The organism is Collinsella sp. HCP28S3_E9, assembly GCF_052065455.1.
Lineage (GTDB): Bacteria > Actinomycetota > Coriobacteriia > Coriobacteriales > Coriobacteriaceae > Collinsella.
In genome coordinates this window covers 53,107-78,848 of the sequence record NZ_JBQHTZ010000007.1, presented here as the reverse complement: position 1 = coordinate 78,848, position 25,742 = coordinate 53,107, and the positions used below count along the sequence as shown (strand labels likewise).

The 25,742-nt window shown below is 60.4% G+C and carries 20 protein-coding genes and 5 tRNA genes; 20 read left to right on the top strand and 5 right to left on the bottom strand.

All coding sequences use genetic code 11. The features are described from left to right. Nucleotides 1-109 precede the first annotated feature (109 nt). From gyrA to typA, 8 genes are all read left to right on the top strand, one after another. Entirely contained in the window at nt 110-2,821 is a 2,712-nt protein-coding gene (gene gyrA, locus ACTNA2_RS04960; protein WP_441048788.1) for a DNA gyrase subunit A, read from the top strand. 298 nt (nt 2,822-3,119) lie between these two features. Then, nucleotides 3,120-3,196, top strand: a tRNA-Ile gene (locus ACTNA2_RS04955). Between the two features lie 67 nt (nt 3,197-3,263). Continuing rightward, a tRNA-Ala gene (locus tag ACTNA2_RS04950) sits at nt 3,264-3,339 on the top strand. 4 nt (nt 3,340-3,343) lie between these two features. Continuing rightward, nucleotides 3,344-3,420, top strand: a tRNA-Ile gene (locus ACTNA2_RS04945). A gap of 186 nt (nt 3,421-3,606) precedes the next feature. Beyond that, nucleotides 3,607-4,107: a bifunctional nuclease family protein gene (locus ACTNA2_RS04940; protein ID WP_427748159.1), complete on the top strand. Its 501-nt coding sequence runs from the start codon at nt 3,607-3,609 to the stop codon at nt 4,105-4,107. A gap of 45 nt (nt 4,108-4,152) precedes the next feature. Beyond that, nucleotides 4,153-4,497, top strand: a complete 345-nt coding sequence (locus ACTNA2_RS04935; RefSeq protein WP_441048773.1) for a hypothetical protein — start codon at nt 4,153-4,155, stop codon at nt 4,495-4,497. A 30-nt stretch (nt 4,498-4,527) separates the two neighbouring features. Next, on the top strand, nt 4,528-4,977 hold the full coding sequence (locus ACTNA2_RS04930) for a hypothetical protein (protein ID WP_154516767.1): 450 nt from the start codon (nt 4,528-4,530) through the stop codon (nt 4,975-4,977). A gap of 117 nt (nt 4,978-5,094) precedes the next feature. Next, on the top strand, nt 5,095-6,933 hold the full coding sequence (gene typA, locus ACTNA2_RS04925) for a translational GTPase TypA (RefSeq protein ID WP_154516764.1): 1,839 nt from the start codon (nt 5,095-5,097) through the stop codon (nt 6,931-6,933). Between the two features lie 104 nt (nt 6,934-7,037). Here the strand turns inward: typA and ACTNA2_RS04920 are convergent, their stop codons facing one another. The 4 genes from ACTNA2_RS04920 to ACTNA2_RS04905 all read right to left on the bottom strand — a co-directional run bounded on the left by ACTNA2_RS04920 (nt 7,038) and on the right by ACTNA2_RS04905 (nt 9,588). After that, the gene (locus ACTNA2_RS04920) at nt 7,038-8,183 is read right to left on the bottom strand and encodes a polymer-forming cytoskeletal protein (protein WP_441048772.1); all 1,146 of its coding nucleotides are present in this window, start codon (nt 8,181-8,183) and stop codon (nt 7,038-7,040) included. A 184-nt stretch (nt 8,184-8,367) separates the two neighbouring features. After that, the gene (locus tag ACTNA2_RS04915; protein WP_229770653.1) at nt 8,368-9,057 is read right to left on the bottom strand and encodes a trimeric intracellular cation channel family protein; all 690 of its coding nucleotides are present in this window, start codon (nt 9,055-9,057) and stop codon (nt 8,368-8,370) included. A gap of 301 nt (nt 9,058-9,358) precedes the next feature. Continuing rightward, nucleotides 9,359-9,449 (bottom strand) — tRNA-Ser (locus ACTNA2_RS04910). Nucleotides 9,450-9,497: 48 nt separating this feature from the next. Continuing rightward, nucleotides 9,498-9,588, bottom strand: a tRNA-Ser gene (locus ACTNA2_RS04905). A gap of 493 nt (nt 9,589-10,081) precedes the next feature. Between ACTNA2_RS04905 and rpsF the strand changes: the two genes are divergently transcribed. The 12 genes from rpsF to carB all read left to right on the top strand — a co-directional run bounded on the left by rpsF (nt 10,082) and on the right by carB (nt 24,919). Next, the gene (gene rpsF / locus ACTNA2_RS04900) at nt 10,082-10,375 is read left to right on the top strand and encodes a 30S ribosomal protein S6 (RefSeq protein ID WP_006235831.1); all 294 of its coding nucleotides are present in this window, start codon (nt 10,082-10,084) and stop codon (nt 10,373-10,375) included. A gap of 48 nt (nt 10,376-10,423) precedes the next feature. After that, complete coding sequence (locus ACTNA2_RS04895) at nt 10,424-10,876, top strand: single-stranded DNA-binding protein (RefSeq protein ID WP_006235830.1); 453 nt, start codon at nt 10,424-10,426, stop codon at nt 10,874-10,876. Nucleotides 10,877-10,948: 72 nt separating this feature from the next. Then, nucleotides 10,949-11,215 carry a 30S ribosomal protein S18 gene (rpsR, locus tag ACTNA2_RS04890; protein WP_006235829.1) on the top strand — a complete coding sequence of 89 codons (267 nt, stop codon included), beginning with the start codon at nt 10,949-10,951 and terminating at the stop codon, nt 11,213-11,215. A gap of 15 nt (nt 11,216-11,230) precedes the next feature. Continuing rightward, entirely contained in the window at nt 11,231-11,770 is a 540-nt protein-coding gene (rplI, locus tag ACTNA2_RS04885; protein ID WP_441048771.1) for a 50S ribosomal protein L9, read from the top strand. 220 nt (nt 11,771-11,990) lie between these two features. Next, nucleotides 11,991-13,388, top strand: a complete 1,398-nt coding sequence (dnaB, locus tag ACTNA2_RS04880) for a replicative DNA helicase (protein WP_427718155.1) — start codon at nt 11,991-11,993, stop codon at nt 13,386-13,388. Nucleotides 13,389-13,480: 92 nt separating this feature from the next. Then, nucleotides 13,481-14,767, top strand: coding sequence for an adenylosuccinate synthase (locus tag ACTNA2_RS04875; RefSeq protein WP_427717940.1), 1,287 nt, complete (start codon nt 13,481-13,483; stop codon nt 14,765-14,767). A gap of 120 nt (nt 14,768-14,887) precedes the next feature. After that, the gene (purD, locus tag ACTNA2_RS04870; RefSeq protein ID WP_441048770.1) at nt 14,888-16,192 is read left to right on the top strand and encodes a phosphoribosylamine--glycine ligase; all 1,305 of its coding nucleotides are present in this window, start codon (nt 14,888-14,890) and stop codon (nt 16,190-16,192) included. 21 nt (nt 16,193-16,213) lie between these two features. Next, a complete protein-coding gene (locus ACTNA2_RS04865) occupies nt 16,214-16,909 on the top strand; it encodes an NUDIX domain-containing protein (protein WP_195838565.1) in 696 nt (231 codons plus the stop codon). A gap of 82 nt (nt 16,910-16,991) precedes the next feature. Continuing rightward, nucleotides 16,992-18,761: an ABC transporter ATP-binding protein gene (locus ACTNA2_RS04860; protein WP_441048769.1), complete on the top strand. Its 1,770-nt coding sequence runs from the start codon at nt 16,992-16,994 to the stop codon at nt 18,759-18,761. A 19-nt stretch (nt 18,762-18,780) separates the two neighbouring features. Further along, entirely contained in the window at nt 18,781-19,746 is a 966-nt protein-coding gene (locus tag ACTNA2_RS04855) for a hypothetical protein (RefSeq protein WP_441048768.1), read from the top strand. Between the two features lie 411 nt (nt 19,747-20,157). Continuing rightward, nucleotides 20,158-21,603: a glutamine-hydrolyzing carbamoyl-phosphate synthase small subunit gene (carA, locus tag ACTNA2_RS04850; RefSeq protein ID WP_441048767.1), complete on the top strand. Its 1,446-nt coding sequence runs from the start codon at nt 20,158-20,160 to the stop codon at nt 21,601-21,603. 1 nt (nt 21,604) lies between these two features. Beyond that, nucleotides 21,605-24,919 (top strand): carbamoyl-phosphate synthase large subunit, encoded by a 3,315-nt coding sequence (gene carB / locus ACTNA2_RS04845; RefSeq protein WP_441048766.1) that lies wholly within the window; start codon nt 21,605-21,607, stop codon nt 24,917-24,919. Here carB and ACTNA2_RS04840 read toward each other — a convergent pair. Next, the gene (locus ACTNA2_RS04840; RefSeq protein ID WP_441048765.1) at nt 24,808-25,740 is read right to left on the bottom strand and encodes a DMT family transporter; all 933 of its coding nucleotides are present in this window, start codon (nt 25,738-25,740) and stop codon (nt 24,808-24,810) included. The two genes, carB and ACTNA2_RS04840, sit on opposite strands and share 112 nt — an antisense overlap. Nucleotides 25,741-25,742 lie beyond the last annotated feature (2 nt).

Below are 25,742 nucleotides of genomic sequence, written 5' to 3'. Positions count from 1 at the left end.
TCGGGCGAATCTGCGGCACCTGGAAAAGCTGTCTCCGTGGTAGGGAACTAATGGACCACGCAAACCATGAGGAGGTAACGTGGCAGACGATATCAACAACAACGAGGGTATGGACGAGGCCGGCGACGCCGGTATGCCCGATGATCTGAAGCGCCTGCTCGCCCGCGCCGAGCAGGGCGAGGACGGCGATCCGGATTCCTACAACCCCGATGTCGAGGATGAAGAGGAAGAGGATGACGACGCCGAGCTCGAGGAGAGCTTTGGCGCGGTCGATCGCGGTGCCTCGGCCGGCGAGGACATCAACGGCGGCCAGCTCCAGATTTCGGAGTTTGGCCGCGAGATGAAGCAGTCGTTTATCGAGTACTCGATGTCGGTCATTACGGCACGCGCCCTGCCGGACGTGCGCGACGGCTTAAAGCCGGTGCACCGCCGCATCCTGTACGCCATGAACGAGAGCGGCATCTACCCCAACCGCCCGCACAAGAAGTCGGCCTGGACGGTCGGCGAAGTTATCGGTAAGTACCACCCCCACGGCGACTCCGCGGTCTATGAGACCATGGTTCGTCTGGCGCAGTGGTTCTCCATGCGCACGCCGCTTATCGACGGCCACGGCAACTTTGGCAACATCGACGGCGACGGTGCCGCAGCTATGCGTTACACCGAGAGCCGTCTGGCAAAGCCCGCCATGGAGCTGCTCCGCGACCTGCAGAAGGATACCGTCGACTGGCAGCCCAACTACGACGAGTCGCTCGCCGAGCCCGTGGTACTGCCCGCACGCTTCCCCAACCTGCTGGTTAACGGCAGCCAAGGCATCGCTGTAGGCATGGCCACCAATATCGCCCCGCATAACCTCACCGAGGCGATCGAGGCCACCTGCTACCTGATCGACAACCCCGACGCCACCGTCGACGAGCTCATGCAGATTATGCCCGGCCCGGACTTTCCCACCGGTGCCATCATCATGGGTAGCGCCGGCATTAGGCAGAGCTACGAGACCGGCCGCGGTTCCATCACCGTGCGCGCCAAGGCCCATGTGGAGTCCACCAAGACTGGCCGCAGCCGCCTGGTCTTTACCGAGATTCCCTACATGGTCAACAAGGGCACCCTTCAGGAGAAAATCGCCCAGCTCGTAAACGACAAGCGCATCGAGGGCATCTCGGACATGCGCGACGAGTCCAACCAAAAGGGCATCCGTCTGGTCATTGAGCTCAAGAAGGGCGTTATCCCGCAGGTCGTACTTAACAACCTGTATAAGTACACCTCGCTGCAGACCACCTTTGGTGCCAACAATCTGGCGCTCGTCAATGGCGTTCCTAAATGCCTGAGCCTGCGCGAGATGCTGCAACACTACATCGACCACCAGGTCGACGTAGTCACCCGCCGCACCCACTTTGACCTTAAAAAGGCCCAGGCCCGTGCACATATCCTTGAGGGCTACCTTATGGCCCTCGACCATATCGACGAGGTCATTAGCATCATCCGCTCCTCGCAGACCGATGCCGAGGCCAGCAGCCGCCTGATTGAGCGTTTTGGCTTTACGCCCGAGCAGACCACGGCCATCCTCGAGATGAAGCTGCGTCGCCTGACCGGCCTGGAGCGCGACAAGATCCAGGAAGAGCTGGACGGCCTGCGCCGTGCTATCGCCTACTACGAGGACCTGCTGACGCACGAGGAGAAGATTCTGGGCGTCATCAAGGAAGAGATGCGTGAGATCTCCAAGAAGTTTGGCGACAAGCGCCGTACCGAGATCAGCCAGGTCGAGAAGGATCTGGACGTCGAGGACCTCATCGCCGACGAGGACATGGTCGTGACCATCACCCACACCGGCTATGTGAAGCGTATCCCGGTGGCCGCTTACCGCGCCCAGAAGCGCGGCGGCAAGGGCGTGTCGGGCGTCAACCTTAAAGAGGACGACGTTATCGACGAGATGTTTATCGCGTCCACCCACGAGTATGTGCTGTTCTTCTCGAGCAAGGGCAAGGTCTATCGTCTGAAGGTGCACGAGCTGCCGGTTGGTACGCGCCAGGCGCGCGGCACCGCAATCGTCAACCTGCTTCCCTTTGAGGAAGGCGAGAAGATCGCGAGCGTCATTAGCTGTCGTAAGTTCCCCGCCGATGAGTACCTGATGTTTGCCACCAAGAACGGCATGGTCAAGAAGACCGTGATGAGCGCCTATGATCGCAGCCGCCGCGATGGACTCATCGCCATCAACCTGAGGGACGATGACTCGCTGCTCGCCGTGCGCCGCGTACGCGAGGGCGACAAGATCATTATGGCCACCACTGCGGGCAAGGCGATTATGTTCCCCGAGGACCAGGTTCGCGCTACCGGCCGCGACACCAGCGGTGTCCGCGGCATTGGCATGAAGGACGGCGTGAGTGTCCTGGGCATGGAGGTCACCAACGGCGAGGGCGACCTGTTTGTCATTACCGAGTGCGGCTACGGCAAGCGCACGCCGGTCTCGGATTATCCGGAGCAAAACCGCGGCGGCCAGGGTGTCTACACCATCCAAATGACCGAGCGCAAGGGCAACCTTGCGGCCATGAAGGCGGTCGGCCCGCAGCATGAGCTGTTTATCGTGACGGAGGGCGCGACGGTCATTCGCGTCAAGACCGACGAGATCAGCCAGACCGGTCGAACCACGCAGGGTGTCAAGATGATGACTGTAAGCGATGACGACCGTGTGTGCGCCGTTGCCCGCATGACGGCCGCCGAAGAGAAGCCCGAGGGCGAAAGTGCCGAGACCGCAGACGTCACCGAAGAGGCCCCAGTCGACCCAGGCGACGGCAACGACATACCAGAGGATCTCCTAGACGAGTAAGAGGCCCTAGCTGGTAAAAATCATCAGACCCCATATATCGGCGGTCGGCGCACCTGCGCGCCGACCGCTTTTTTGAAAACCTTGGGACCCCATGGTCGCTGGGCTGGCGAGATAGTGTTGGTTTGTTGCGAGTTCCGCACGCAAAGAAGGCCACTTAATGTGGCCTTCGTCTTGCGCAGGACTGCCCGAGCAGCAAACCAACACTATCTCGCCAGCCCAGCGACCACCCCTCCCAAAGATTTTCAAAAAAGTTGTTGACGCGCGCGTAACGACTCGTCTAATATATCCCTTGCGCGATGGACCTGTAGCTCAGTTGGTTAGAGCGTCCGGCTGATAACCGGGAGGTCACAAGTTCGAATCTTGTCAGGTCCACCACTTTCTTTCGCAATAAACACCCCAGCGAGAGCCGAGTCGCCGCTGGGGTGTTTATTACTGTCTCCGTGGGGGTTTAGCTCAGCTGGGAGAGCGCGGGCTTTGCAAGCCTGAGGTCAGGGGTTCGATCCCCCTAACCTCCACCATGATGGACCTGTAGCTCAGTTGGTTAGAGCGTCCGGCTGATAACCGGGAGGTCACAAGTTCGAATCTTGTCAGGTCCACCATCAAAACGTTAAGAGCCCTGGGGTATTGCCTCGGGGCTTTTTTCTAATCCAACAAAAGTAGTCAAAATAGCCCCGTCCCAAATTAACTACTTTGATTTTGTGTGCGGTGCGAAAGTTTGGGTAGTATAGCTATTCAATGCGGCGGAGCTGCCGCGCATGCCAATAACAACGTACCGGAGGTGTTCCATGGTTCGTGTCGACATAGAGACCATCGTCATGGCCGCCGGTCCCGTGCCATCGCTGATCGTCTTGCGCGAGCGTTGCCGTAAGTCGGATTCGTCCGCGCCGCTGCGCTCTCTTTCCATCCAGACCGGTTCCTACGAGGCAGCGGCCATCAGCCGCGGTATCGATACCGGCCGCACCGATCGCCCCATCACCCACGATCTTTTGCTCGATACCATCGAAGTGGTGGGAGCGAAGATCGAGCGTATCGAGATCGTGCGCGCCGAGCCGCCGGTGTTCTACGCGACGGTCGTCGTGCACACCGATAGGGGCGAGCGTATGCTTGACGCACGACCGAGCGACGCTATCGCCCTTGCCGTGCGCAGCAATGCCCCCATGTTTGTGGAGGACGACATCATGAATCGCTTGGGCACCGTCTCTCCGCTTGCCGACGAGGTTGACGACGAGAGTGAGTTCGAGAAGTTTGACGAGTTTGTCCACACGCTCTCGCCCGATGATTTCTAAATGTCGGTTGAGCACGATGCACGGCGAGCGCTGATGGGTACCAGTGTGTCGACCGAAGCAGCCGCTATCGCGCGTGAGGCCCATATGCGCGCCGAGGCATTTGAGGCCGCGCGCATTGCGTATGTGACGCAGGCTCGCACCCTTCGCGAGCGCCGTGACTCCTATATCAAGATGGTTGTTGTCTCCGCGCTTGCCGCGGTAATCTTGTCGCGGCTTCGTGGTACAGTTGGTGCGCTTGGGTTTTCGATTTCGACGGGCCTGGTGATCTGGGGAGTGGTCGATGCGGTAATGCTGACCAACCAGATCAAGGTGCTCGACAAGCGCGCGGCGGATATGGTTCGCGCCCGTGACGCTGCCGCCAGAATCGCGGCCGAGGCACAGGAGTTATAACGACGCCGAATGCGATGGGAAGGTCAAAAGATGGCACAGGATATGCAGGACGCCGGTAACGTCTCCGCCGAGCTCGACGCCATGGTGTGCGATCTGATCGGTGCGTTTTTGGACGACCTTGCCGCCGGTGAAAACCCGGGCGTTGTCGTGGCGATCGAGGATGCCGCCTCCAACCGCTATCTTGCGGCTCTCGACGAGGACGGTGAGGAGGCATGCCTGGAGGCTGCCACCAACTTTATCTCCGAGCACAAGATGGGTCTCAAGGACGAAGGCCTGGGCCGCATCGCCCGCTATGCCATCGGCTACACCGGCTGTGTAGAGATCGAGGGCGGATATCACGACGCTTTGCTCGTTAGCTTCTTCGAGACCACGCTCGAGAGCGGTTTTTCGGCATATGTGCTGTACGAGGGCATGGGCGCCGGCGATGGTTTTATGTGGAGCGACCCTGAACCTGCAGGTGAGGAAACCCCTCTCATCTAGAATCGCTAAAATAAACGAGTTTTCGGTAAAAGGCTCAATATTCCCGCCGAGCGTTGTGTTGCTGGACGGGTCGCATACGCGTGCCGTTTGTATATAGATAGAAGATAGGGGAACTACATGCGCGTAGACAATCTGAGGAACATCGCCATTATCGCCCACGTCGACCACGGTAAGACGACGATGGTCGACAAGCTCCTGCGTGCCACGGACGCCTTCCGTGCCAACCAGCAGGTAGAGGATCGCGTCCTGGACTCCAACGACCAGGAGCGCGAGCGCGGCATCACGATTCTCGCCAAGAACATCTCTATCGAGTACAAGGACGTTAAGATCAACGTCATCGACACCCCGGGCCACGCCGACTTTGGCGGTGAGGTCGAGCGCGTGCTGCGCATGGCCGACGGCGCTCTGCTGCTGGTCGACGCCTTTGAGGGCCCCATGCCCCAGACCCGCTTTGTCCTACGTCACGCCATCGACACCGGCCTTAAGATCATGATCGTCATCAACAAGATCGACCGTCCGGGCGCCAACCCCGAGAAGGCCTATAACGACTGTCTGGACCTTATGGCCGACCTGGGCGCCACCGACGACCAGCTCGAGTTTGCCATGGAGCACGTGGTCTATGCCAGCGCCATGAATGGCTTTGCCCGCCTTGACCCCAACGACGGCAACATGGACATGTACCCGCTGCTCGACATGATCATCGACGACATGCCCGCGCCCGAGGTTGACGAGACCGCGCCGCTCGCTATGCAGTGCGTGACCATCGACCACTCCAACTTTGTCGGCCGCATCGGCATTGGCCGTGTGTACTCCGGCACCATTCGCCAGGGCGATCAGATCCTGGTCGTCAAGAACGACGGTTCCAGCGCCACCGCTACCGTCAAGCAGCTCTTTACCTTCGACTACCTGGGCCGCACCGAGTGCCAGGAAGTCGGCGCCGGCGACATTGCCGCCGTCGTGGGTATCGAGCGCACCGACATCGGCGATGTCTACACCGATCCCGAGAACCCCGTCGAGCTCGAGCCTATCGAGATCGATCCGCCGACCCTGTCCATCGTCTTCGAGGCTTCGACCTCTCCGCTCGTCGGCCGCGATGGCGACATTGTGGGCGCTCGTCAGCTCAAGGAGCGCCTGTTCAATGAGGCCGAGAACAATGTGACCATGAAGATTGAGGAGCTCGAGGACAAGAGCGGCGTCGAGGTCTCGGGCCGCGGCATTCTGCACCTGTCCGTCCTGATGGAGTCCATGCGTCGCGAGGGCTTTGAGTTCCAGGTCGGCCGTCCCCGCGTTCTGTTTAAGAAGGATGAGAACGGCAACAAGATGGAGCCCGTCGAGCAGGCTGTCGTCGAGTGCCCGGACGAGTACTCGGGCAAGGTCGTCGAGGTCTTTGGCACCTCTGGCGGCATTATGACCAGCATGGACACCTCGGGCATCGTGACGCACCTTGAGTTTAAGATCCCGACCCGCGGCATCATGGGCCTTAAGAACCGCATCATGAACGTCACTCACGGCGAGGGCGTGTTCTATCACACCTTCCTGGAGTACGGTCCTTACGCCGGCGAGATCGGCAACCGTCAGAACGGCGCCATGATCTCCATGACCACCGAGAAGGCCGTTGCCTACGCTCTGGGCACGCTGCAGGAGCGCGGCCAGCTGTTTGTTGAGCCGGGTGTCGAGTGCTACGAGGGCATGATCGTGGGCGAGCGCAGCAAGGCCGGCGACATGGTCGTCAACATCGCCCGTACCAAGAACCTGGGCAACCAGCGTTCCTCGACCTCCGATATCTCCGTGCAGCTGGTGCCGCCTCGCACCTTCTCGCTGGAGGAGGCGCTGGAGTACATCGCCGATGACGAACTGGTGGAGATCACCCCCAAGAACATCCGTCTGCGCAAGCGTCTGCTCAACGCCACCGATCGCAAGAAGGCTGCCGTTCGCGCCGGTCAGGTCAACAAATAAGCGCTGAGCTCTGTAGCATTCACAAGAAAGGGCGTCGACCGTCGCGGCCGGCGCCCTTTTTGTACTACCACAAAGAGGAAGGAAACCTTTGCGGTGGTTGGCGGTTAGGCGGAGGGAAGGCCCGGGGTGTTGGGGGCCTGTTGCGGCTTGACGTGGGCGTTGCGCCAGATGATCTGAATGAGATAGCCCAGCATAAAGACGAAGGCTACGCCGCTGATAAAGTTGCCCATAAGGGGAAGTGCTGTAAGGGCGCCGGCGATGGCGCCGCCCACGGCGGCCATGGCGTAGCGGTTCTGGCTGTGCCCGACCATGCGTGCGACCGCGGTGCCCGCAAAGGACGCCGAGACCAGGGCGATGCCGATGACGCCGCACATCAGGGCTCCGGCGAGCGACAGGCCGGCAATAGAGATGATGAGCAGCAAGATGGCGGGAACGGCGGCTACCGTGCCCAAAAGACCGCTCACCCACAGCGGGACGGGGTGCTGGTGAAGCATGCCGGCCGCGCTGGCTGTTGCACGCGGAAAGACGAGCTCAAGGAGAATCGCGACAAAGCAGGTGGAAAGAGCTGCGGCAACGATGCCGCCGATGACGTCGTTGATGGTGGAGGTGTCCTCGTTCTCGGTGCGGTCGATCTTGAGGGCTCCCACTTTGGCGCCGTCGGCGCGTTCGGGATCCTGTGAGACATGAGCGTTTACGGTGCCGGTGATGTTGGCGTTTTTGCCGAGCACCAGCTTGTCGGCCCAGACCTCAACATCGCCATCGACAGTGCCGTCGATGGTTACCGTACTGCCCGCGAGCACTGCCGACTTGGCGGAGCCGCGCAGGGCAACCGTCTCACCTGCGGCATAGAAGCAATTGGCGGTACTGCCGGAGTTAAGTACGACGTGCTGAGCGGCAACTGTCACGCTTCCATCAATGGTGGTCTTGGCGATATCGATGGTGCGCGCCGCCAGGCGAACGGCGCCGCCTACGGTGCAGTCGCGAATCGACAGGCTTTCGCCGGCGGCGATGATATCGCGGTCGATGGACGCGTCGTCCAGGCTAAGGCTTTGACCGGCCCAGTACAGATCGCCCCCGACGCCGGATGGACTGGAATCCCCGTCGGACACGAAAACATTGCCCGCGGTGTCGGTGCCGGCGAATGCCATGGAAGGCAGCGCGGTAAACGCCAGCGCGATAAGCGCGAAGGCCATAATGAGGTGTCCGCGCATGTTGTGACGTTGCGCCGCCGCGGGTTGGTTGTGAGGCATGGTGAATCCTTTGCTTGGTGATTTGCATACGACCAATATGGTACCCATTGCGCCTTCGCTCTAAAAGAAACTCGCGGTTGCAGTATTCTGCATGGGCAATTGCCTACGTAAGGCGTCGCGGGATATCGGGCCTGCGGCCGGTTGTAGATAGGCTGTCACCTTGCGATGGGCCGGGCCGTGCAATCTATTTTTTACGATGTAGGAAACGCGCGATATCGTCCTCGGTGGGGCTTTTGATGTCAAAGCGCAGCGAGAGCCAGCGCAGGCCCATGGTCACTGCGACGCAAACGACCAGCGCGACGACATTGCTGACCAAGCCGCTCATGACAAGGCAAACATAGCTTGCCGATCCAGCGATAGCCGCGATGGCATAGAAGTTGGTGCGCTGGAAAATACCCGGCACCACGCCCATAAAACCATCGCGCAGCATGCCGCCGCCTACCGCGGTAAAAAAGCCCATCATGATGCACACGACCGGTGCAAATCCGTACACGAGCGCCTTATCTGCGCCGGTTGCCGCATAAATACCCACCGAGATGATGTCGAGCAGGGGGATGAGCTTGTCGGGCTTGTCGACGATGGCAGGGAAGATGTAGATGATGGCCGCCGTGGCGATGGACAGCGGCAGCGCCATGGGCTGGTTAAGGATGTAGACGTTGCCCACCTGGAGCGTCATATCGCGCAAAAGACCGCCGCCCAGACCGCAGACCACGGCGAGCGCGACGGCGCCCACCAGATCGAGTTTGTGCTCGCGCGCAACCAGTACACCCGAAATCGATGCCGCGACGACAGCGAACATCTCGAGCCAAAACGGGATGGCAACCATGGCATCCGAGGCGTGTGCGGTAACGATTACAGTGGCGATGACGGGCAAGGTGGGTTCCTTTGGGTAGTTGGATTGGAAAATGCCCGTACATAGTACATGGTTGTGGGAGGTCGTGACCCCATTGCTCGGTAAACGGTCGGAACTGGGCGCGGTCACAGGTTCCAAACATGTACATCAGCATCCAAAAACGACATTTTTTTGACATCTTTGGAGGGTGATGTACATGTTTGGAGATCTGGGTTGGTGTTGAACGCCCTGGCGGGTTCGAACCCCTCCTCCGCCGCCGTATTTGTCTGTAAGGGAATCAAAACAAAAAAGCTCCCTTTGTTGGGAGCTTTCTCAACCAAAATGGCGGAGGAGGAGGGATTCGAACCCTCGTGACCTTATACAGGCCAAACGGTTTTCGAGACCGCCGCATTCAACCACTCTGCCACCCCTCCGCGTGGGGTAAAAACAAAGCAGGCACAAAGGCCTGCTTTGGAATTAACTGGCGGAGAGTCAGGGATTTGAACCCTGGAGACGCTTTTGACGCCTACACGATTTCCAATCGTGCTCCTTCGGCCACTCGGACAACTCTCCGTTAAATGCGAAAGTCAGTATACACGAGGAATCGCAAAGTGCAAACCAAAAACTTGGCATTTTTTAAATTGCATCGCTCCGTCGTTTGCCCAACCGTGCCGAAACCAATCGATGACCTGCGTAATCGGCCCAGGCGAACTGTTCAAATGAGGTAGTTACGGACGGTCGGGAATCAAGTTTAATAATTCAAAATGTCGCGTTGTACCGCTGGTATGCATTTTGCGACCGCAGCCATGCTGCGAGCGACTTGCGGTTATCTGGCAGAAAGTCGGTATGTACCCGCCCTTGTCCTCAAATCCGTCAAGCTCTTGGACAGCATTTGGTTGGAATATGCAAGAAAGGCCGTGCGAGTATGGGCATATGTGGAGGTCATGAGGTTGTAGCTGCATATTCTTGCAGCCTGGGAGGTTGAAAGATACTATTACCAAGTCTTTTCCTGCTTCAGGCGCACCTTCACGACCTGAAGCCACATTTGTCCAGAGGAGGTGACAATATGAAGGCTTATGAACTGCTGTTCTTTGTTGACCCGTCGCTCGACCCCGAGACTCGTCTCGCTGTTATGAAGCGTATCGATACCACGATCGCTGAGGGCGCTGGCAAGGTCGACTCCGTTGACGAGTGGGGCAAGCGCAAGCTCGCCTACGAGATCAACGACCTCACCGATGGTGACTACACCCTCATCAACTTCCACGCAGATCCTACCCAGATCGCCGAGCTTGATCGCGTCCTGCGCATCACCGACGCTGTGGTCCGCCACATGATCGTCCGTCGCGACGACCAGGAGTAAGACTGTCGTTTTGGACTGGGCTTGTGCCCCAAGAGGAAGTAGTGAGTAATGAGCATCAATCGAGTGAACATCACCGGTAACCTCACCCGCGATCCCGAGCTGCGCGCCACTGCCGGCGGAACCCAGGTTCTGTCCTTTGGCGTCGCCGTGAACGATCGCCGCCGCAATGCGCAGACTGGCGAGTGGGAGGACTATCCCAACTTTGTCGACTGCACTATGTTCGGCACCCGCGCCGAGGCCGTGAGCCGTTTCCTGGCAAAGGGAAACAAGGTCGCGATCGAGGGCAAGCTGCGCTACAGCTCTTGGGAGCGCGACGGTCAGCGCAGGAGCAAGCTTGAGGTCATCGTCGATGAGATCGAGTTTATGAGCTCCCGTGGTGGCCAGGGTGGCTACGATCAGGGCGGTTACGCCCCCGCAGCTCCCGCGCCCGCAGCACGTCCTGCCGCACCGGTGGCTACGCCGCCCGCGGTCGACGTCTACGATGAGGACATCCCGTTTTAAGGGTTGTTCACCTATTTTTGAGTGAGAGGCGGCTTCGGTTCGCCGAAGTTGCCAAATGAAAGGTATTTTGACATGGCTAATGATTTTTCTGCACGTCAGCCGCGTCGTAAGTACTGCCAGTTCTGCAAGGAGAACACTGAGTTCATCGACTATAAGGACACTCAGCTTCTCCGTAAGTACATGACCGACCGTGGCAAGATCAAGCCCCGTCGCGTCACTGGCGCTTGCACGCAGCATCAGCATGACATCGCCAACGCCATCAAGCGTGCCCGCGAGATGGCTCTCCTGCCGTACACCGTCCCCGTGGTTTCCTCTCGTGGCAACCGCGACCGCGGCTAAGAAGGGAGACGCATCATGAAGGTTATTCTTCTCGATGAGATCAAGGGCAAGGGCGGCGAGGGTGACGTCGTAGAGGTCGCTCAGGGTTACGCTGAGAACTTCCTGTTCCCCAAGAAGCTCGCTGTTGCCGCCACCAAGGGCAACCTCAAGCAGCTTGACGAGCGTCGCAACAACATCGCCAAGCGCGAGGCCGTCCGTCTGGCTACCGCCAACGAGACCAAGGCTGCCCTCGAGGGCAAGCAGGTCACCGTCGACGTCAAGGTCGGCGACGAGGGCATCCTCTTTGGCTCCGTCACCGCCGCTATGATCGCTGACGCCATCAAGGATCAGCTCGGTATGGACATCGACCGCAAGCGCGTCGAGCTCGGCAAGCCCATCAAGGTTGCCGGTGCCCACACCGTTGCCATCTCGCTGTACCGCGAGATCAAGGCCGAGGTTGTCGTTCTCGTCGGCGTTACCGCCGAGGAGCTCGCTGCCGAGGCTGAGGCCGAGGAGGCCGCTGAGGTCGCCGAGGCCGAGACCGCCGAGGTCGAGACCGAGGCTGCTGCCGAGTAGCATTTGCTGCAACGCAACAATCTTGTTCTAAGAAGGGCGCTCTGGGAGACCGGGGCGCCCTTTTATTTTTTTTGCGCTGAGTGGGTGTCACGTCATACATTGAGATGCAGTCCCACATAAGGGACCGTTCATCCGTTTGGTTCGGTGATGATTGTTAAGGCGCGCCTCGATTTAAAGCTGTGGCTGATACTATGGATGCTCGCAAGCGATATGAATGAGGATGCTCATGGCATATGACGATAGGGAGACATGGCTGACGGTCGAGGACCGCGGCTCCAAGTTGGGTCTCCCCCAAAACCAAGATGCAGAGGCCAACGTGCTGGCCGCCATGCTGCTATCGCCCGAAGTGGTCGAAGAAGCCCAGGTCGAGCTGCAGCCCGATGATTTCTACCGGCCCATTCATAAGACCATCTATACCGCGATGGTCGATATGTACAACAGTCGCATCCCCATCGACTCCATCTCGCTGATCGATTACCTGCGAAGCATCAACAAGCTCGATGCCGTGGGCGGCGAGGCGTACATTTTGGAGCTGATGGGTCAGACCCTGTCGCTCGTCAACTGGCAGCACCATGCCGCCATCGTTCGTCGCGACTCGATGCTGCGTGAGCTGATCGGCGCCACCAACGAGATTAACGCGCTGGCCTATAACGCCCCCACCGATACCAAAGAGGTCGTGGAGCTGGCCGAGAGCAAGCTGCTCAAGGTTACGGCGCGCGAGGTTAAGTCGAGCTACAAGACACTGACCGAGTTTATGGTCGAGGCCTATAACGAGGCCGAGGAAGTGTGCCAGGCCGGTGGCCAGGCAGCGGGCGTTCCCACGGGCTTCCCGTCACTCGACCGCATGCTTATGGGCTTCCGCGAGGGCCAGCTCATCATTATCGGCGCCCGCCCCGCCGTGGGTAAGACCTCGTTCGCTCTAAACCTGGCGCTCAATGCCGCCGCTGCGGGCTACACCGTCGGCTTTTTCTCGCTGGAGATGTCGGGCAAGGAAATTGCCCAGCGCCTGATTTGCGCCTATGCCATGATTTCGATCAGTGATTTTCGCATGGGTCGCATTAGCCCCGAGCAGTGGGCCAATATCAACGAGGCCACGCAGACCTTGTCCAAGCTCGATATTCTGATTGACGATACGCCCGGCACCACGGTGACCGAGATTCGCGCCAAGAGCCGCCGCATGCTCCACAACAAGGAGAAGGCCATCATTATCTTGGACTACCTGCAGCTGGTGAGTCCTCCGCCGGGACGTCGTTCCGAGAGTCGCACCGTCGAGGTCTCCGAGATGTCTCGTGGCTTAAAGATTATGGCCAAGGAACTCAAGATTCCGCTGATCGCGCTGTCTCAGCTGTCGCGTCAGGTCGAATCCCGTACCGGCAAGCGCCCGCAGCTTTCCGACCTGCGCGAATCGGGCTCCATCGAGCAGGACGCCGATATCGTCATGTTCTTGGACCGTTCCGCCGACGAGGCTGAGGCCTCGCGCGACGACCGACCCGACGAGGGCGTCACGCGTATTGTCGTGGCCAAGAACCGCTCGGGCCCGATCGGCGACGTCGACCTGATGTTCCTGCCGGCGTCTACCAAGTTCTATGAGCTTGATGGGGTGCATACCGAGGAGTAGGACAGGCGCCCGTTGCACGGGTATACTGGGAATGTTTTGTGCTTCTGCCCGCCGTGTGGCGCGCAGACAGTCCATGTATGTAAGGAGTAAACATGCCGTCAACCGTTTTGGTCGGTGCCCAGTGGGGCGATGAGGGCAAGGGTAAGATCTGCGACCTGATCGCCGGCGACTTCGATGCCGTCGTGCGCTATTCGGGCGGCAACAACGCCGGCCACACCATCGTTGTCAACGGCAAGAAGTACGGCCTGCACCAGGTGCCCTCCGGCATCATGTACGCCGACCACGTGTCGGTGATTGGCAACGGCTGCGTCGTCAACCCCAAGGTTGTCCTTGAGGAGATCGACATGTTCGAGGCCGATGGCATCACCACCAAGAACCTCAAGATCAGCGGCAACGCACACGTGATCATGCCGTATCACGTCGACCTGGACGGCGCCTTTGAGCAGAAGCTCGGCAAGAAGAGCATCGGTACCACCAAGCGCGGCATTGGCCCGTGCTATCAGGACAAGATGGCTCGTATTGGTCTTCGTATGCAGGACATGCTGGACGAGGAGCTCTTCCGCGACAAGCTGGAAACCGCTCTTGCCCGCGTGAATCCCGAGCTCGAGCTGCTTTACGGCCTGCCCACCTACACCGTGGACCAGATCTGTGAAGAGTACCTGCCCATGGCCGAGCGCCTGCGCCCGTACATCACCGAGACGAGCCTGCTGCTCAACAACATGATCGATGAGGGCAAGACCCTGCTCTTTGAGGGCGCCCAGGCAACATTGCTCGATATCGACCACGGCACCTATCCGTTTGTCACATCTTCTAACTGCACCGCCGGCGGCGCGATCACCGGTTCTGGTGTTGGCATGAAAAACGTCGATCGCGTGCTGGGCGTCATGAAGGCCTACATCACCCGCGTCGGTGCAGGCCCCATGCCCACTGAGCTTTCCTACGAGTCCGAGGCCGGCCATACGCTGACCGAGGAGGGCTATGAGTACGGCGTGACCACCGGTCGCCGTCGCCGCTGCGGCTGGTTTGACGGTCCCATCGCCAACTACGCCTCGCGCGTCAACGGTCTTACCGACATCGCCCTGACCAAGCTCGACGTGCTTTCGGTCTTCGACACCATTAAGGTGTGCGTGGCCTATGACGTCGACGGCGAGCGCTACACCAGCGTGCCCGAGCACCAGGTGCGCTTTGAGCATGCCAAGCCCATCTACGAGGAGCTTCCTGGCTGGAAGTGCGATATCACCGGCTGCCGCAGCTTTGAGGAGCTGCCGCAGGAGGCTCAGGACTACGTGGCATTTGTCGAGGATCTGGCGCACACGCGCGTGACGTTTGTCGGTGTTGGCGCCGGCCGCGAGCAGATCATCAACCGATTCTGGAAGTAATCGGCGTTATTTGGTCATTGCGATATACCCCTTCGCAGCCCGGACGGGCGGCCGAGGGGTATATTTGCTTGTAATGGGCCCGCATGGTTGACGGGCCGTTAATCCATAGAGGAGGCACCCTTGAAGGCGGACACTCAAACCATCGACATCCTGTTGTTGGGCAGCGGCGGCCGCGAGCATGCTTTGGCAGCCAAGCTCGCGGCATCACCGCGCGCCGGCAAGCTCTACATCGCCCCGGGCAACGGCGGCACCGCGAGCTGCGGCGAGAACGTGGTTCTCGACGATTGCGATCCTGCTGCCGTGGCGGCGTTTGCACAGAGCCACGGATGCGGACTCGTGGTGATTGGCCCCGAGGCTCCGCTCGTGGCGGGCGTGGCCGACGCCGTGCGCGCGGCGGGTATTCCCTGCTTTGGCCCGGGTGCCGAGGGTGCTCAGATGGAGGGCTCTAAGCTGTTCTCCAAGCAGCTCATGGAGCGCGCGGGCATTCCGACGGCCGCCTACGGCTCGTTTACCGACGAGGCTTCGGCTCTCGCCTATGTGCGCGAGCAGGGCGCTCCGCTGGTCGTGAAGGCCGACGGTCTTGCCGCGGGCAAGGGCGTTATTGTGGCAACTGAGCTTTCGCAGGCCGAAGAGGCCGTGCGCGAGTGCTTTGGCGGCACCTTTGGCGACGCCGGCAACACCGTGGTTATCGAGGAGATGCTCGTTGGCCCCGAGTGCTCGCTGCTGGCCTTTACCGACGGCAAGACCGTGCGCCCCATGGCCACCTCGCAGGACCACAAGCGCGCGCTTGAGGGCGACCTTGGTCCCAACACGGGCGGCATGGGCGTCTACAGCCCGGTGCCCATCGTGACCGACGATGAGCACGCCACCATGGTGAAGGTCATGGAGCAGACCGTGGCCGAGCTCGCCGCCGAGGGCATCGATTACCGTGGCTGCCTGTACGGCGGCTTTATGCTTACCCCCGCCGGCCCCAAGGTGCTGGAGTTTAACGCCCGCTTTGGCGACCCCGAGACGCAGGTCGTGCTGCCGCGCCTTAAGAACGACCTGGTCGAGGTCATGCTTGCCTGCGCCAACTGCGAGCTCGACCAGATTGAGCTCGATTGGCGTGACGAGTGGGCGGTGGCCGTTGTCCTGACGAGCGCGGGTTATCCCGGCAGCTACGAGAAGGGCAAGGTCATCACCGGCATCGAGGACGCCGAGGCCATGGAGAACGTGACCGTGTATCACGCCGGCACCGCCGTGGTGGACGGCCAGCTCGTGACCAACGGCGGCCGCGTGCTCGCCGTGACCGCGCTGGGCGACACGTTCGAGAACGCTCGCAACCTTGCCTACGAGGCTTGCGAGAAGATCGATTTTGAGGGCAAGACCCTGCGTCACGACATTGGCCTGCGCGCGCTGCGCGGCCGCGACGCCTGGGATGCCTAAAATCCGAGAGGAATGAGACGGATGGACGAGAAGAACGAAGAGCTCGTGGACGCGCAAATCGTCGAAGAGGACAGCCGCATGTATGGGCACGCCGAGGGCGAGCCTGGTGGCGAGGTCGCTGACGAGCCGGCGCTGGTGCTGGGCGACGACGACCCGCACGATGCCGAGCTGCACGAGAAGATTCTTTCGGAGGAGTGCGCCTGGAAGGGCAAGATCCTCGACGTCCACCGTCTTGAGGTTGAGCTGCCCAACGGTCACCGCAGCGCCCGCGATATCGTTCGCCATCCGGGTGCGGCGGCCGTTGTGGCGCTGACCGAGAGCGGCAAGATCGTACTGGTGCGTCAGTACCGCACCGCCATCGACCGCGTGACGGTTGAGATTCCCGCCGGCAAGCTCGACCCAGGCGAGGACCCGCTCGATTGTGCCAGGCGCGAGCTGCATGAGGAGACGGGCTTTAAGGCCGGGCGCATTCGCTTTTTAACGTCTATTGTCACGACCTGCGGTTTTTGCGACGAGATTATTCACATCTACCTGGCCACCAAGCTCGAGTTCGATGCGCCCAACCCCGACGATGACGAGTTTGTCAACGTTGACCTGGTGCCGCTGCACGAGCTGATCGATGCCGTGCTCGACGGCAAGATCGAGGATGCCAAGACCGTCGTGGGCGCGCTCGCCTGCGACAGCATCGCGCACCGCCTTGGTGGTTCTGAACTGTAACGAGTGGGGATAGCCCTGGGACAAGTACTACTGATTGCTTTGTCCCAGGGTCTTACGTTGCTGATATTTCTTTGAGGATCACATGCTGAAGCGTTTTCTGTCTTACTACAAGCCCCAGATGGGGCTTTTTGTTGCCGATACCATTTGCGCCCTGGTGCTCGCCGCCATTGACCTGGCGTTTCCCATTATCCTGCGCAATCTGTGCGGCGGGCTGTTTACCCAGGGCCAGACTGCCATTATGCAGGCGCTCGGTATGATCGCGGTGGGACTGGTGCTGATGTATGCCACCCGCTGCGCCTGCCGCTACTTTGTGAGCTATTGGGGCCACGTGATGGGCGCGCGCATGGAGTCCAAGATGCGTGAGGACTTGTTCGATCAGTACGAGCGTTTTAGCTTTGCGTACTTTGATCGCAACAGCTCGGGTGACATGATGAGCCGCGTGGTCAACGACCTGTTCGATATCTGCGAGGCGGCGCACCACGTGCCCGAATGGATCATTATTTGCGGTATCGAGATCATTGGCTCGTTTGTGATTCTGTTTACCATTGCGCCGGTGCTCGCACTCGTCATGGCCGTGGTGACGGCGGTGTTCGCGGTCATTATGTTTTGGCAGAATATGCGCATGCGCGAGGTCTTTAGCGATAACCGCAAAAAGATCAGCGGCATCAATGCGCAGCTGCAGGATTCGCTGGCGGGCATGCGTGTGGTCAAAAGCTTTGCCAATGAGCAGACCGAACGCTCTAAGTTCCGTGCCTCTAACGATCGCTACCTTTCGTCCAAGGAAAACATGTATCACGCCATGGGCGTCTACACCGCGACGTATGGTCTGCTCTCGGGCGTGCTCTATGTGATCGTGGTGCTGCTGGGCGGTTGGCTCGTTGCCCAAGGCCAGCTGCAGGCGGTCGATATGGCAACCTTCGCGCTCTACATTTCGCTGTTCTGCACGCCGCTTGAGACGCTCGTCAATTCGGCCGAGACGTATCAGAAAGCCATCGCCGGCTTTAAGCGCATGGACGAGGTGCTCTCGACTGTCCCCGATATTCAGGATAAGCCGGGTGCTGCGGATCTGCAGGTGACGGCCGGCTCTGTTGAGTATCGCGACGTGTGCTTTAGCTACGAGGATGTCGAGCTGGGCGCGGGCGACGGGACGCGTCCCGTTATCGACCATATGGATCTGTCCATTAAGCCCGGTCAAACCATCGCTTTGGTTGGTCCCTCGGGCGGCGGCAAATCAACGACTTGTTCGCTGTTGCCGCGCTTTTACGACGTTTCCGCCGGCTCCATTAGCATTGACGGCCAGGATGTGCGCGACGTGACGCAGCGTAGCCTGCGCCGATCCATCGGCCTGGTGCAGCAAGATGTCTATCTGTTCGACGGAACGATTGGCGAGAACATCGCCTATGGCAAGCCGGGCGCCACGGCAGAAGAAATCGCCGAGGCGGCCCATCGCGCCAACATCGATGCTTTTATCGAGTCGCTTCCGCAGGGCTATGACACCGTGGTGGGCGAGCGCGGCAGCCGTCTTTCTGGTGGTCAAAAGCAGCGCGTCGCCATCGCGCGCGTGTTTCTCAAAAATCCCAAGATCCTTATTTTGGATGAGGCGACCAGTGCTCTGGATAACGAGAGCGAGGAGGCGGTGCAGGAGTCGCTCGAGCGCTTGGCGCGCGGCCGCACCACGATCATCATCGCTCACCGTCTCTCGACCATTAAGCATGCCGACGAGATTGCGACCGTTGAGCATGGTCGCGTTGTGGAACGTGGCACGCACGAGGAGCTTCTCGCCCGTGGCGGCACTTATGCCCGTTACTATCGAATGCAGTTCGAAGGTGCGCGTGCGCACGAGCTCGACTGATTGATATGGCAGGAAGGTTATGGCTGATAAGAACCATCTGACTCCGGAAGAAGTGACGGAGTTATTCTCCGAAATCGATGCATCCGGCGTCTTGGATCCTACACTCGCCAAAAAGCGTACCGAGCGCATGCGCGAGAAAGAGTCTGCCGTCAAACGCGGTGACAAGGCGACACTGGCGCGGCTGCGCAGCGAGGATCGCGCGAGCCAGGCAAAACATATCGACCCGCTGTCCGAGGACGATCCTTCGGGTTCGCAGGTGAGCCATACCATTACGAAAACTGCCATGGCCGTGGTTATCGGCATCCTGGTGCTGATTGTGGGCATGCAGATCGGCTACGGCGTGATGCGACGCCTGAACACCGCGAACCTCTCCGAGAGCGTTTCGGTGGATACCGTCTCGACCGCGCTCAAAGGTGGACTTGAATGGGGCAACGGCTTTACGCAGTTCCCGCTCGATTTTACCGTCGACGAGGCCGACGAGAGTGCGGGCACGGTTGAGGTGACGGTGCTGGACACGTCTTCTGCCAATGAGCTCGAGTTGCTGTCCAACGGTCAGATTCAGGCGGCGGCGCTCGCAACCAATGCCCTGCTCAACGACAAGATTGACCGTGTGGTGTATAACGTCCACGCCTATATCGACGAGGACAGCAGGATTCAGCATGATTCCTTCTTTGGCATGTTTCCCGCCCAGGGCCACCAGAGCGCCATCCTGACGTTCGTCTGGACCAAGAGCTCTTCCAACGCCACCAATATCGACTGGAAGATGCGTATCGTGAGCATGGATGACACCATTGCCGAGCGTATTCAGAAACAGGTGAACTCGGTATCGTCGCTCATCGAGGACCCGGCGGTGAGCCAGACTGAGATTGACGAGGAAAAGGCCGAACGTGACCTGGAGCACCGCCTGCACGGCCGCGAGATTTTCCGTGGCGGCAAGCTTGGCCGCACCCCGTCCGAATTACTTGAGCAGGACAAGCAAAAGTAGTCCCCAGCCATATAGAACGATGACATCCCGCGTGAGCCGCAAGTCCACGCGGGATGATTTTTCTGGGACGGGGATTAAAAAATTATTCTGTCATGTATGCGGTTGGCGAGTAGTCAATTTGGGACGGGGCTATTTTAGCTACCCCGGCTGGTGGCACGACGGTTAGGTTGATTGACGGACGGGGCAGCTAAAATAGCCCCGTCCCAAATTGACTACTCAGCGACAAAGCTCTGCTTTCAGAATGATTTTTTAATCCCCGTCCCAGAAAAATCATTATGCATAAGAAGTCATAATTATCATTTTGTAAACAATTCTATGTAATTAACGCCATAAGTCATACTTACGGTTAGAATACCGCGAGGCCTAACTACACACCTTTAAGCCGGTCCCGAGAGACCGGGAAGGAGAACTATGGCGAACAACCATATTGCGGGCGCTGCCGCCCGCACCATCGCGCCCAGCGAACTGTGCCAGCGCATGCTGGCCAAAACCAGCAAGGGTGCTTGCGGTCCCTGCATCCTGTACCTTGAGGATGGGACCATTTTTTATGGCCGTGCATGTGGTGCCGAGGGCACCGCGACCGGCGAAGTCTGCTTCAATACCTCACTCGAGGGTTACTTTGAGGTTATGACCGACCCGAGCTATGCTGGCCAGATCGTTACCATGACCTATCCGCAGATTGGCAATTATGGCATCGACGAGACCGATGTCCAGTCCGCCTTCCCCGGCGATGACGTACGCCCTGCGAGTGCTCCCGCCATGCGCGGCATGATCGTGCGCGACATGTGTGCCACGCCTTCTAACTGGCGCTCGGCCGTCAGCGTGCCGGAGTACCTGCGCGCACACGGCATCGTCGCTATCGAGGGCGTCGACACCCGAGCCCTGGTGCGCCACCTGCGCGACAATGGCTCCAAGATGGGCATTATCTCGACCGAGGTCCTCGACATCGACGAGCTTGCCGAGCGCTTGGCCTCTGCTCCCACGTTGGTGGGGGAGAACCTGGTCAAGACCGTGAGCTGCCCTGCACCCCATCCGTTCGCCGGAAGCGATCTGCCTGCCGAGCATGGCTTTGCGCTTGCGGCCCCCGCTCCCGCCCGCCACAACGTGGTCGCGTACGACTGCGGTGTCAAGCGTGGCATCCTGGAGGGTCTGGTCCGTGCTGGCTGCGACCTCACCGTCGTGCCGTGGGATACACCCGCGCGTCAGGTACTCGACATGAATCCCGATGGCGTCTTTTTGTCCAACGGTCCCGGCGACCCCGATGCCGTGGTAGAGACCTACGAGCAGGTGCAGCAGCTGATCGGCAAGGTGCCCGTCTTTGGCATTTGCCTGGGTCACCAGATGATCAGCTTGGCATGCGGCGCCCAGATGGAAAAACTCAAATTCGGTCACCGTGGCGGTAACCAGCCGGTTATGAACCTGGTCAGCCGCCGCGTGGAAATTACCGCGCAAAACCATGGCTTTGGCTTGCTGTTCCCCAGCTTGGGCAAGCTTGTCCCCGAACTTTCGGGCGGCGAGACCGAGCATGCGGCCGACGGCGATCTGCGCGTCTGGGTGCGCCGTGGTATCGCGCCCGTCGTGATGAACGAGCGCTTTGGCCGCATTCGACTGACACACGTGAACCTCAACGACGGCACCGCCGAGGGCATTCAGCTGCTCGACGCCCCGTGCTTCTCGGTCCAGTACCACCCCGAGGCCTCGCCCGGCCCCACCGATGCCCACTATCTCTTTACCGCCTTTACGCGACTCATGGACGGCGAGGAGAACTACCTGGACATCGACACCGCGAAGGACCGCCTGCAGGGCTGGAACTTTGCCGACAATGGTTCCGCCACGACCGAGACCGAGGAGAACTAACATGCCTAAGCGTACTGACATCAAGCGTATCCTCGTCATTGGCTCGGGTCCCATCGTCATTGGCCAGGCCTGCGAGTTCGATTACTCCGGCGCCCAGGCCTGCAAGGTGCTCAAGGAGGATGGCTTTGAGGTCATCCTGGTCAACTCCAACCCGGCGACCATCATGACCGACCCGGGCCTGGCCGACCGCACCTATGTCGAGCCCATCACCGCCGAATTTATCGAGCGCGTGATCAAGAAGGAGCGCCCGGACGCGCTGCTGCCCACGCTGGGCGGCCAGACCGGTCTGAACGCCGCCGTCGAGCTGGCAAAGGACGGCACGCTCGACCAGTACGGCGTCGAGATGATCGGCTGCGACCTTGCCGCCATCGAGCGCGGCGAGGACCGCAAGCTCTTTAACGAGGCCATGGCCGAGATCGGCCTGGAGGTCGCGCGCTCGGGCTATGCCTACAGCGTGGCCGACGCCGAGGCCATCGCCGAGCGCGTGGGATATCCCTGCGTGCTGCGCCCGAGCTTTACCCTGGGCGGCGCCGGCGGCGGCATCGCGCACACCCACGAGGAGCTCGTCTCCATCGTGAACCAGGGCCTTGAGCTCTCGCCCGCCCACGAGGTGCTGGTCGAGGAGTCCATCGAGGGTTGGAAAGAGTACGAGATGGAGGTCATGCGCGACCACGCCGGCAACGGCATCATCGTGTGCTCCATCGAGAACCTCGACCCCATGGGCGTGCATACCGGCGACTCCATCACCGTGGCGCCGGCGCAGACCCTCTCCGACCTTGAGTATCAGCGCATGCGTGTCGCCTCGCTCGCCATTCTGGAGAAGATCGGCGTCGAGACCGGTGGCTCCAACGTGCAGTTTGCCGTGAACCCGCAGACCGGTCGCCTGATCGTCATCGAGATGAACCCGCGCGTGAGCCGTTCGTCCGCACTGGCCTCCAAGGCCACGGGCTTCCCCATCGCCAAGGCCGCCGCTCGCCTGGCCGTGGGCTACACGCTCGACGAGATCGTCAACGACATCACCAAAGCCACGCCTGCCTGCTTTGAGCCCACGATCGACTACTGTGTGGTCAAGGTGCCGCGCTTTGCCTTTGAGAAGTTCAAGGGTACCGACCCCACGCTCACAACGCGCATGAAAGCCGTGGGCGAGATCATGGCGATCGGCCGCACCTTTGAGGAGGCCTTTGGTAAGGCCATGCGCTCGCTGGAGGACGGGCATCAGGGCATTTGCGCTGGTGGCAAGGAAGGTGCCGATAAGCTGAGCGACGACGAGCTCGCTCAGGCCGTGGGCACCCCGACTGAGCACCGCATCTTCTTTGTGGTCGAGGCCCTGCGTCGTGGCTGGGATGTCGCGCGCATCCATGCCATCTGCGGCATCGATCCGTGGTATCTCAACCGTATCAACGATATGGTGCAGGTCCAGGAGAGCATTCGCGGCCTGCGCGTGGAGGACATCGACGCCGACGCGATGCGCCTGCTCAAGCAGTATGGCACGAGCGATGCCGAGATTGCCGCGCTGACCGGCTCGGACGAGCGCTTTGTTCGCGCTTACCGTAAGGGTCTGGGCGTGGTTCCCAGCATGAAGACGGTCGACACCTGCGCTGCTGAGTTCTCGAGTGCCACGGAGTATCACTACAAGACCTACGAAAACATCTACCGCACGAGCCCGGTCGCCAAGAAGTGCGTTGCCCCCGACGAGACCACGCCGGCAGATAAGCCCAAGGCGATGATTCTGGGTGCCGGCCCCAACCGTATCGGCCAGGGTATCGAGTTTGACTACTGCTGCGTGCACGCGAGCTACGCGCTGGCGGCCCGTGGCTTCGAGACCATCATGGTCAACTGCAACCCCGAGACCGTCTCGACCGACTACGACACGTCCGGTCGTCTGTACTTTGAGCCGCTCACCTACGAGGACGTCATGGACGTTATCGATGTTGAGCGCCCCGACGGCGTCGTGGTGACGCTCGGCGGCCAGACCCCGCTTAAGCTGGCGCGCATGCTCGAGGAGAGCGGCGTGAACATCATGGGTACCAAGCCCGATGCCATCGATTTTGCCGAGGACCGCGAGCGCTTTGCCGCCCTGCTCGACAAGCTGGGCATTATGTACCCGCCGGCGGGTCAGGCCACCTCGTTTGAGGAGGCCGAGGCCGTGGCCGCGCATATCGGCTACCCGCTGCTGGTTCGTCCGAGCTATGTGTTGGGCGGCCGCGGCATGATGATCGCCTACGATGCCGAGCATCTGCACGATTACATGGCCGAGGCTGCCCGCATTAGCCCCGACTATCCGGTGTACCTCGACCGCTTCCTGGAGGGCGCGATCGAGTCCGATGTCGATGCCCTGTGCGACGGCGAGGAGGTCTACATCGGCGGTATTCTGGAGCATATCGAGGAGGCCGGTATCCACTCCGGTGACTCCGCGACTTGCATTCCGCCGTTTAGCTTTAGCGAGAGTCTGCAGGCGAAGCTTCGCGAGACCACGCGCCGCATCGCGATGGCGCTGGGAGTCCGCGGCCTGGTCAATGTGCAGTATGCCATCAAGGGCGAGACCGTCTACGTGATCGAGGCCAACCCGCGTGCCAGTCGTACCGTGCCGTTTATCTCCAAGGCCACCGGCGTGCCGCTGGCCAAGTGCGCGGCGCGCATCATGGCGGGCGATTCCATCGCGAGCCTGGGCCTGCCGAGCGACGAGCGCCAGCTGGACTGCTTCTGTATGAAGGAAGCCGTTATGCCCTGGGGTCGTTTCCCGGGAGCCGACGTTATCCTGGGGCCCGAGATGAAGTCGACGGGCGAGGTCATGGGTGTCGCCAAGAGCTATCCCGAGGCATACGCCAAGACACAGCTGGCGATTGACTACAAACTGCCTGATCCGAGCGCCGGCAAGGTGTTCATTAGCGTGTGCGATCGCGACAAGCGCCATATCCTTTCGGTCGCCCGTATCCTGCGCTATCTGGGCTTTGACATCTGCTCTACCGAGGGTACGGCGCGCGTGCTGCGTGGAGGCAACGTGACGTGCGAGGTCGTGGAAAAGATCAGCGGCCCGCACGACGGCGAGCGCCCCAACATCGGTGACCTTATCGCCGATGGCAAGATCGCGGTGATCATCAATACGCCGTACGGCCCGGGCTCGCGCGGCGACGGCTATCTGTTGCGCACCGAGGCGGTGCGCCGCGGCGTGACCTGCGTGACGGCGATGTCTGCCGCCAACACCTACGTGAGTGCTATCGAAGCGGTGCGCGAGGACCAGCAGGGCCACGGCAGCGCCAACGACATGGGCATGGACGTCATCGCCCTGCAGGACCTGCCGCAGTACACGGTGTAATGTGACCTGGTCGGCCGGGGCGGCAGCCGGACACTTTCTCTCGGAAACTGGGCTTCGCGAAGTTTTCCGAGAGAAAGGTCCGCCTCCCGCCCCGGCCTGCGGTGACTCGGTTGCACCGTGTGCTGCAGAAGGGGCTTTGCGCGATGACTAGGGTTGATAAACTGGTAGCCGCTGAGCGCCACGGGGTCCTCGCGCTGGGAGTAGGTGTGGATGAGGGCAGACGAGACAGCGTAGGAGACAGCGGCAATAAGGATGAAGCCCTCGCCTGTGAGCGTGACGGCGCCGCCGCTATCGCCACCGGTGAGGTTGACGATAACGACTCCGGCAAAACCTATAGCGCAGCCGAGGACTTTGCGCGCAGTGAGCCGTTCTTGCCGGAACACGAGCGCTGCCATCAACACGCAGAGAAACGTGTTCATAGCGTTGACGATTGAGCCGCGCACACCCGAAGCGTTTGAAACGCCGATATAAAAGAAGGCGTACTGCACGATAGTTTGGGCAAGCGAGAGTCTGATAACGAGTGGCCATCCCGTGCGTGAGACGCGAGGCAAGCGACGTCTTGTTATGACTGCAGCGGCAAGTGCGATAGCGCCGGCAAGCATAAAGCGCACGCCAGCGAAGAGAAACTCCGATGGTACGTCGCCGTTTTGGATGCCGAGAAGCTCGTAGCCGATCTTGATGCAGGGGATCGCACTGCCCCAGAGCGCGCAGCAGATGAGGGCGAGCGCAGCTACGCACCATGTGCGCGTGAGAGGGTGGCGCGCGGAGTCGGCGTAAACATCGCAAGAGCTGGCGTCGAGTGCGGATGAGGGTTTGGACATAC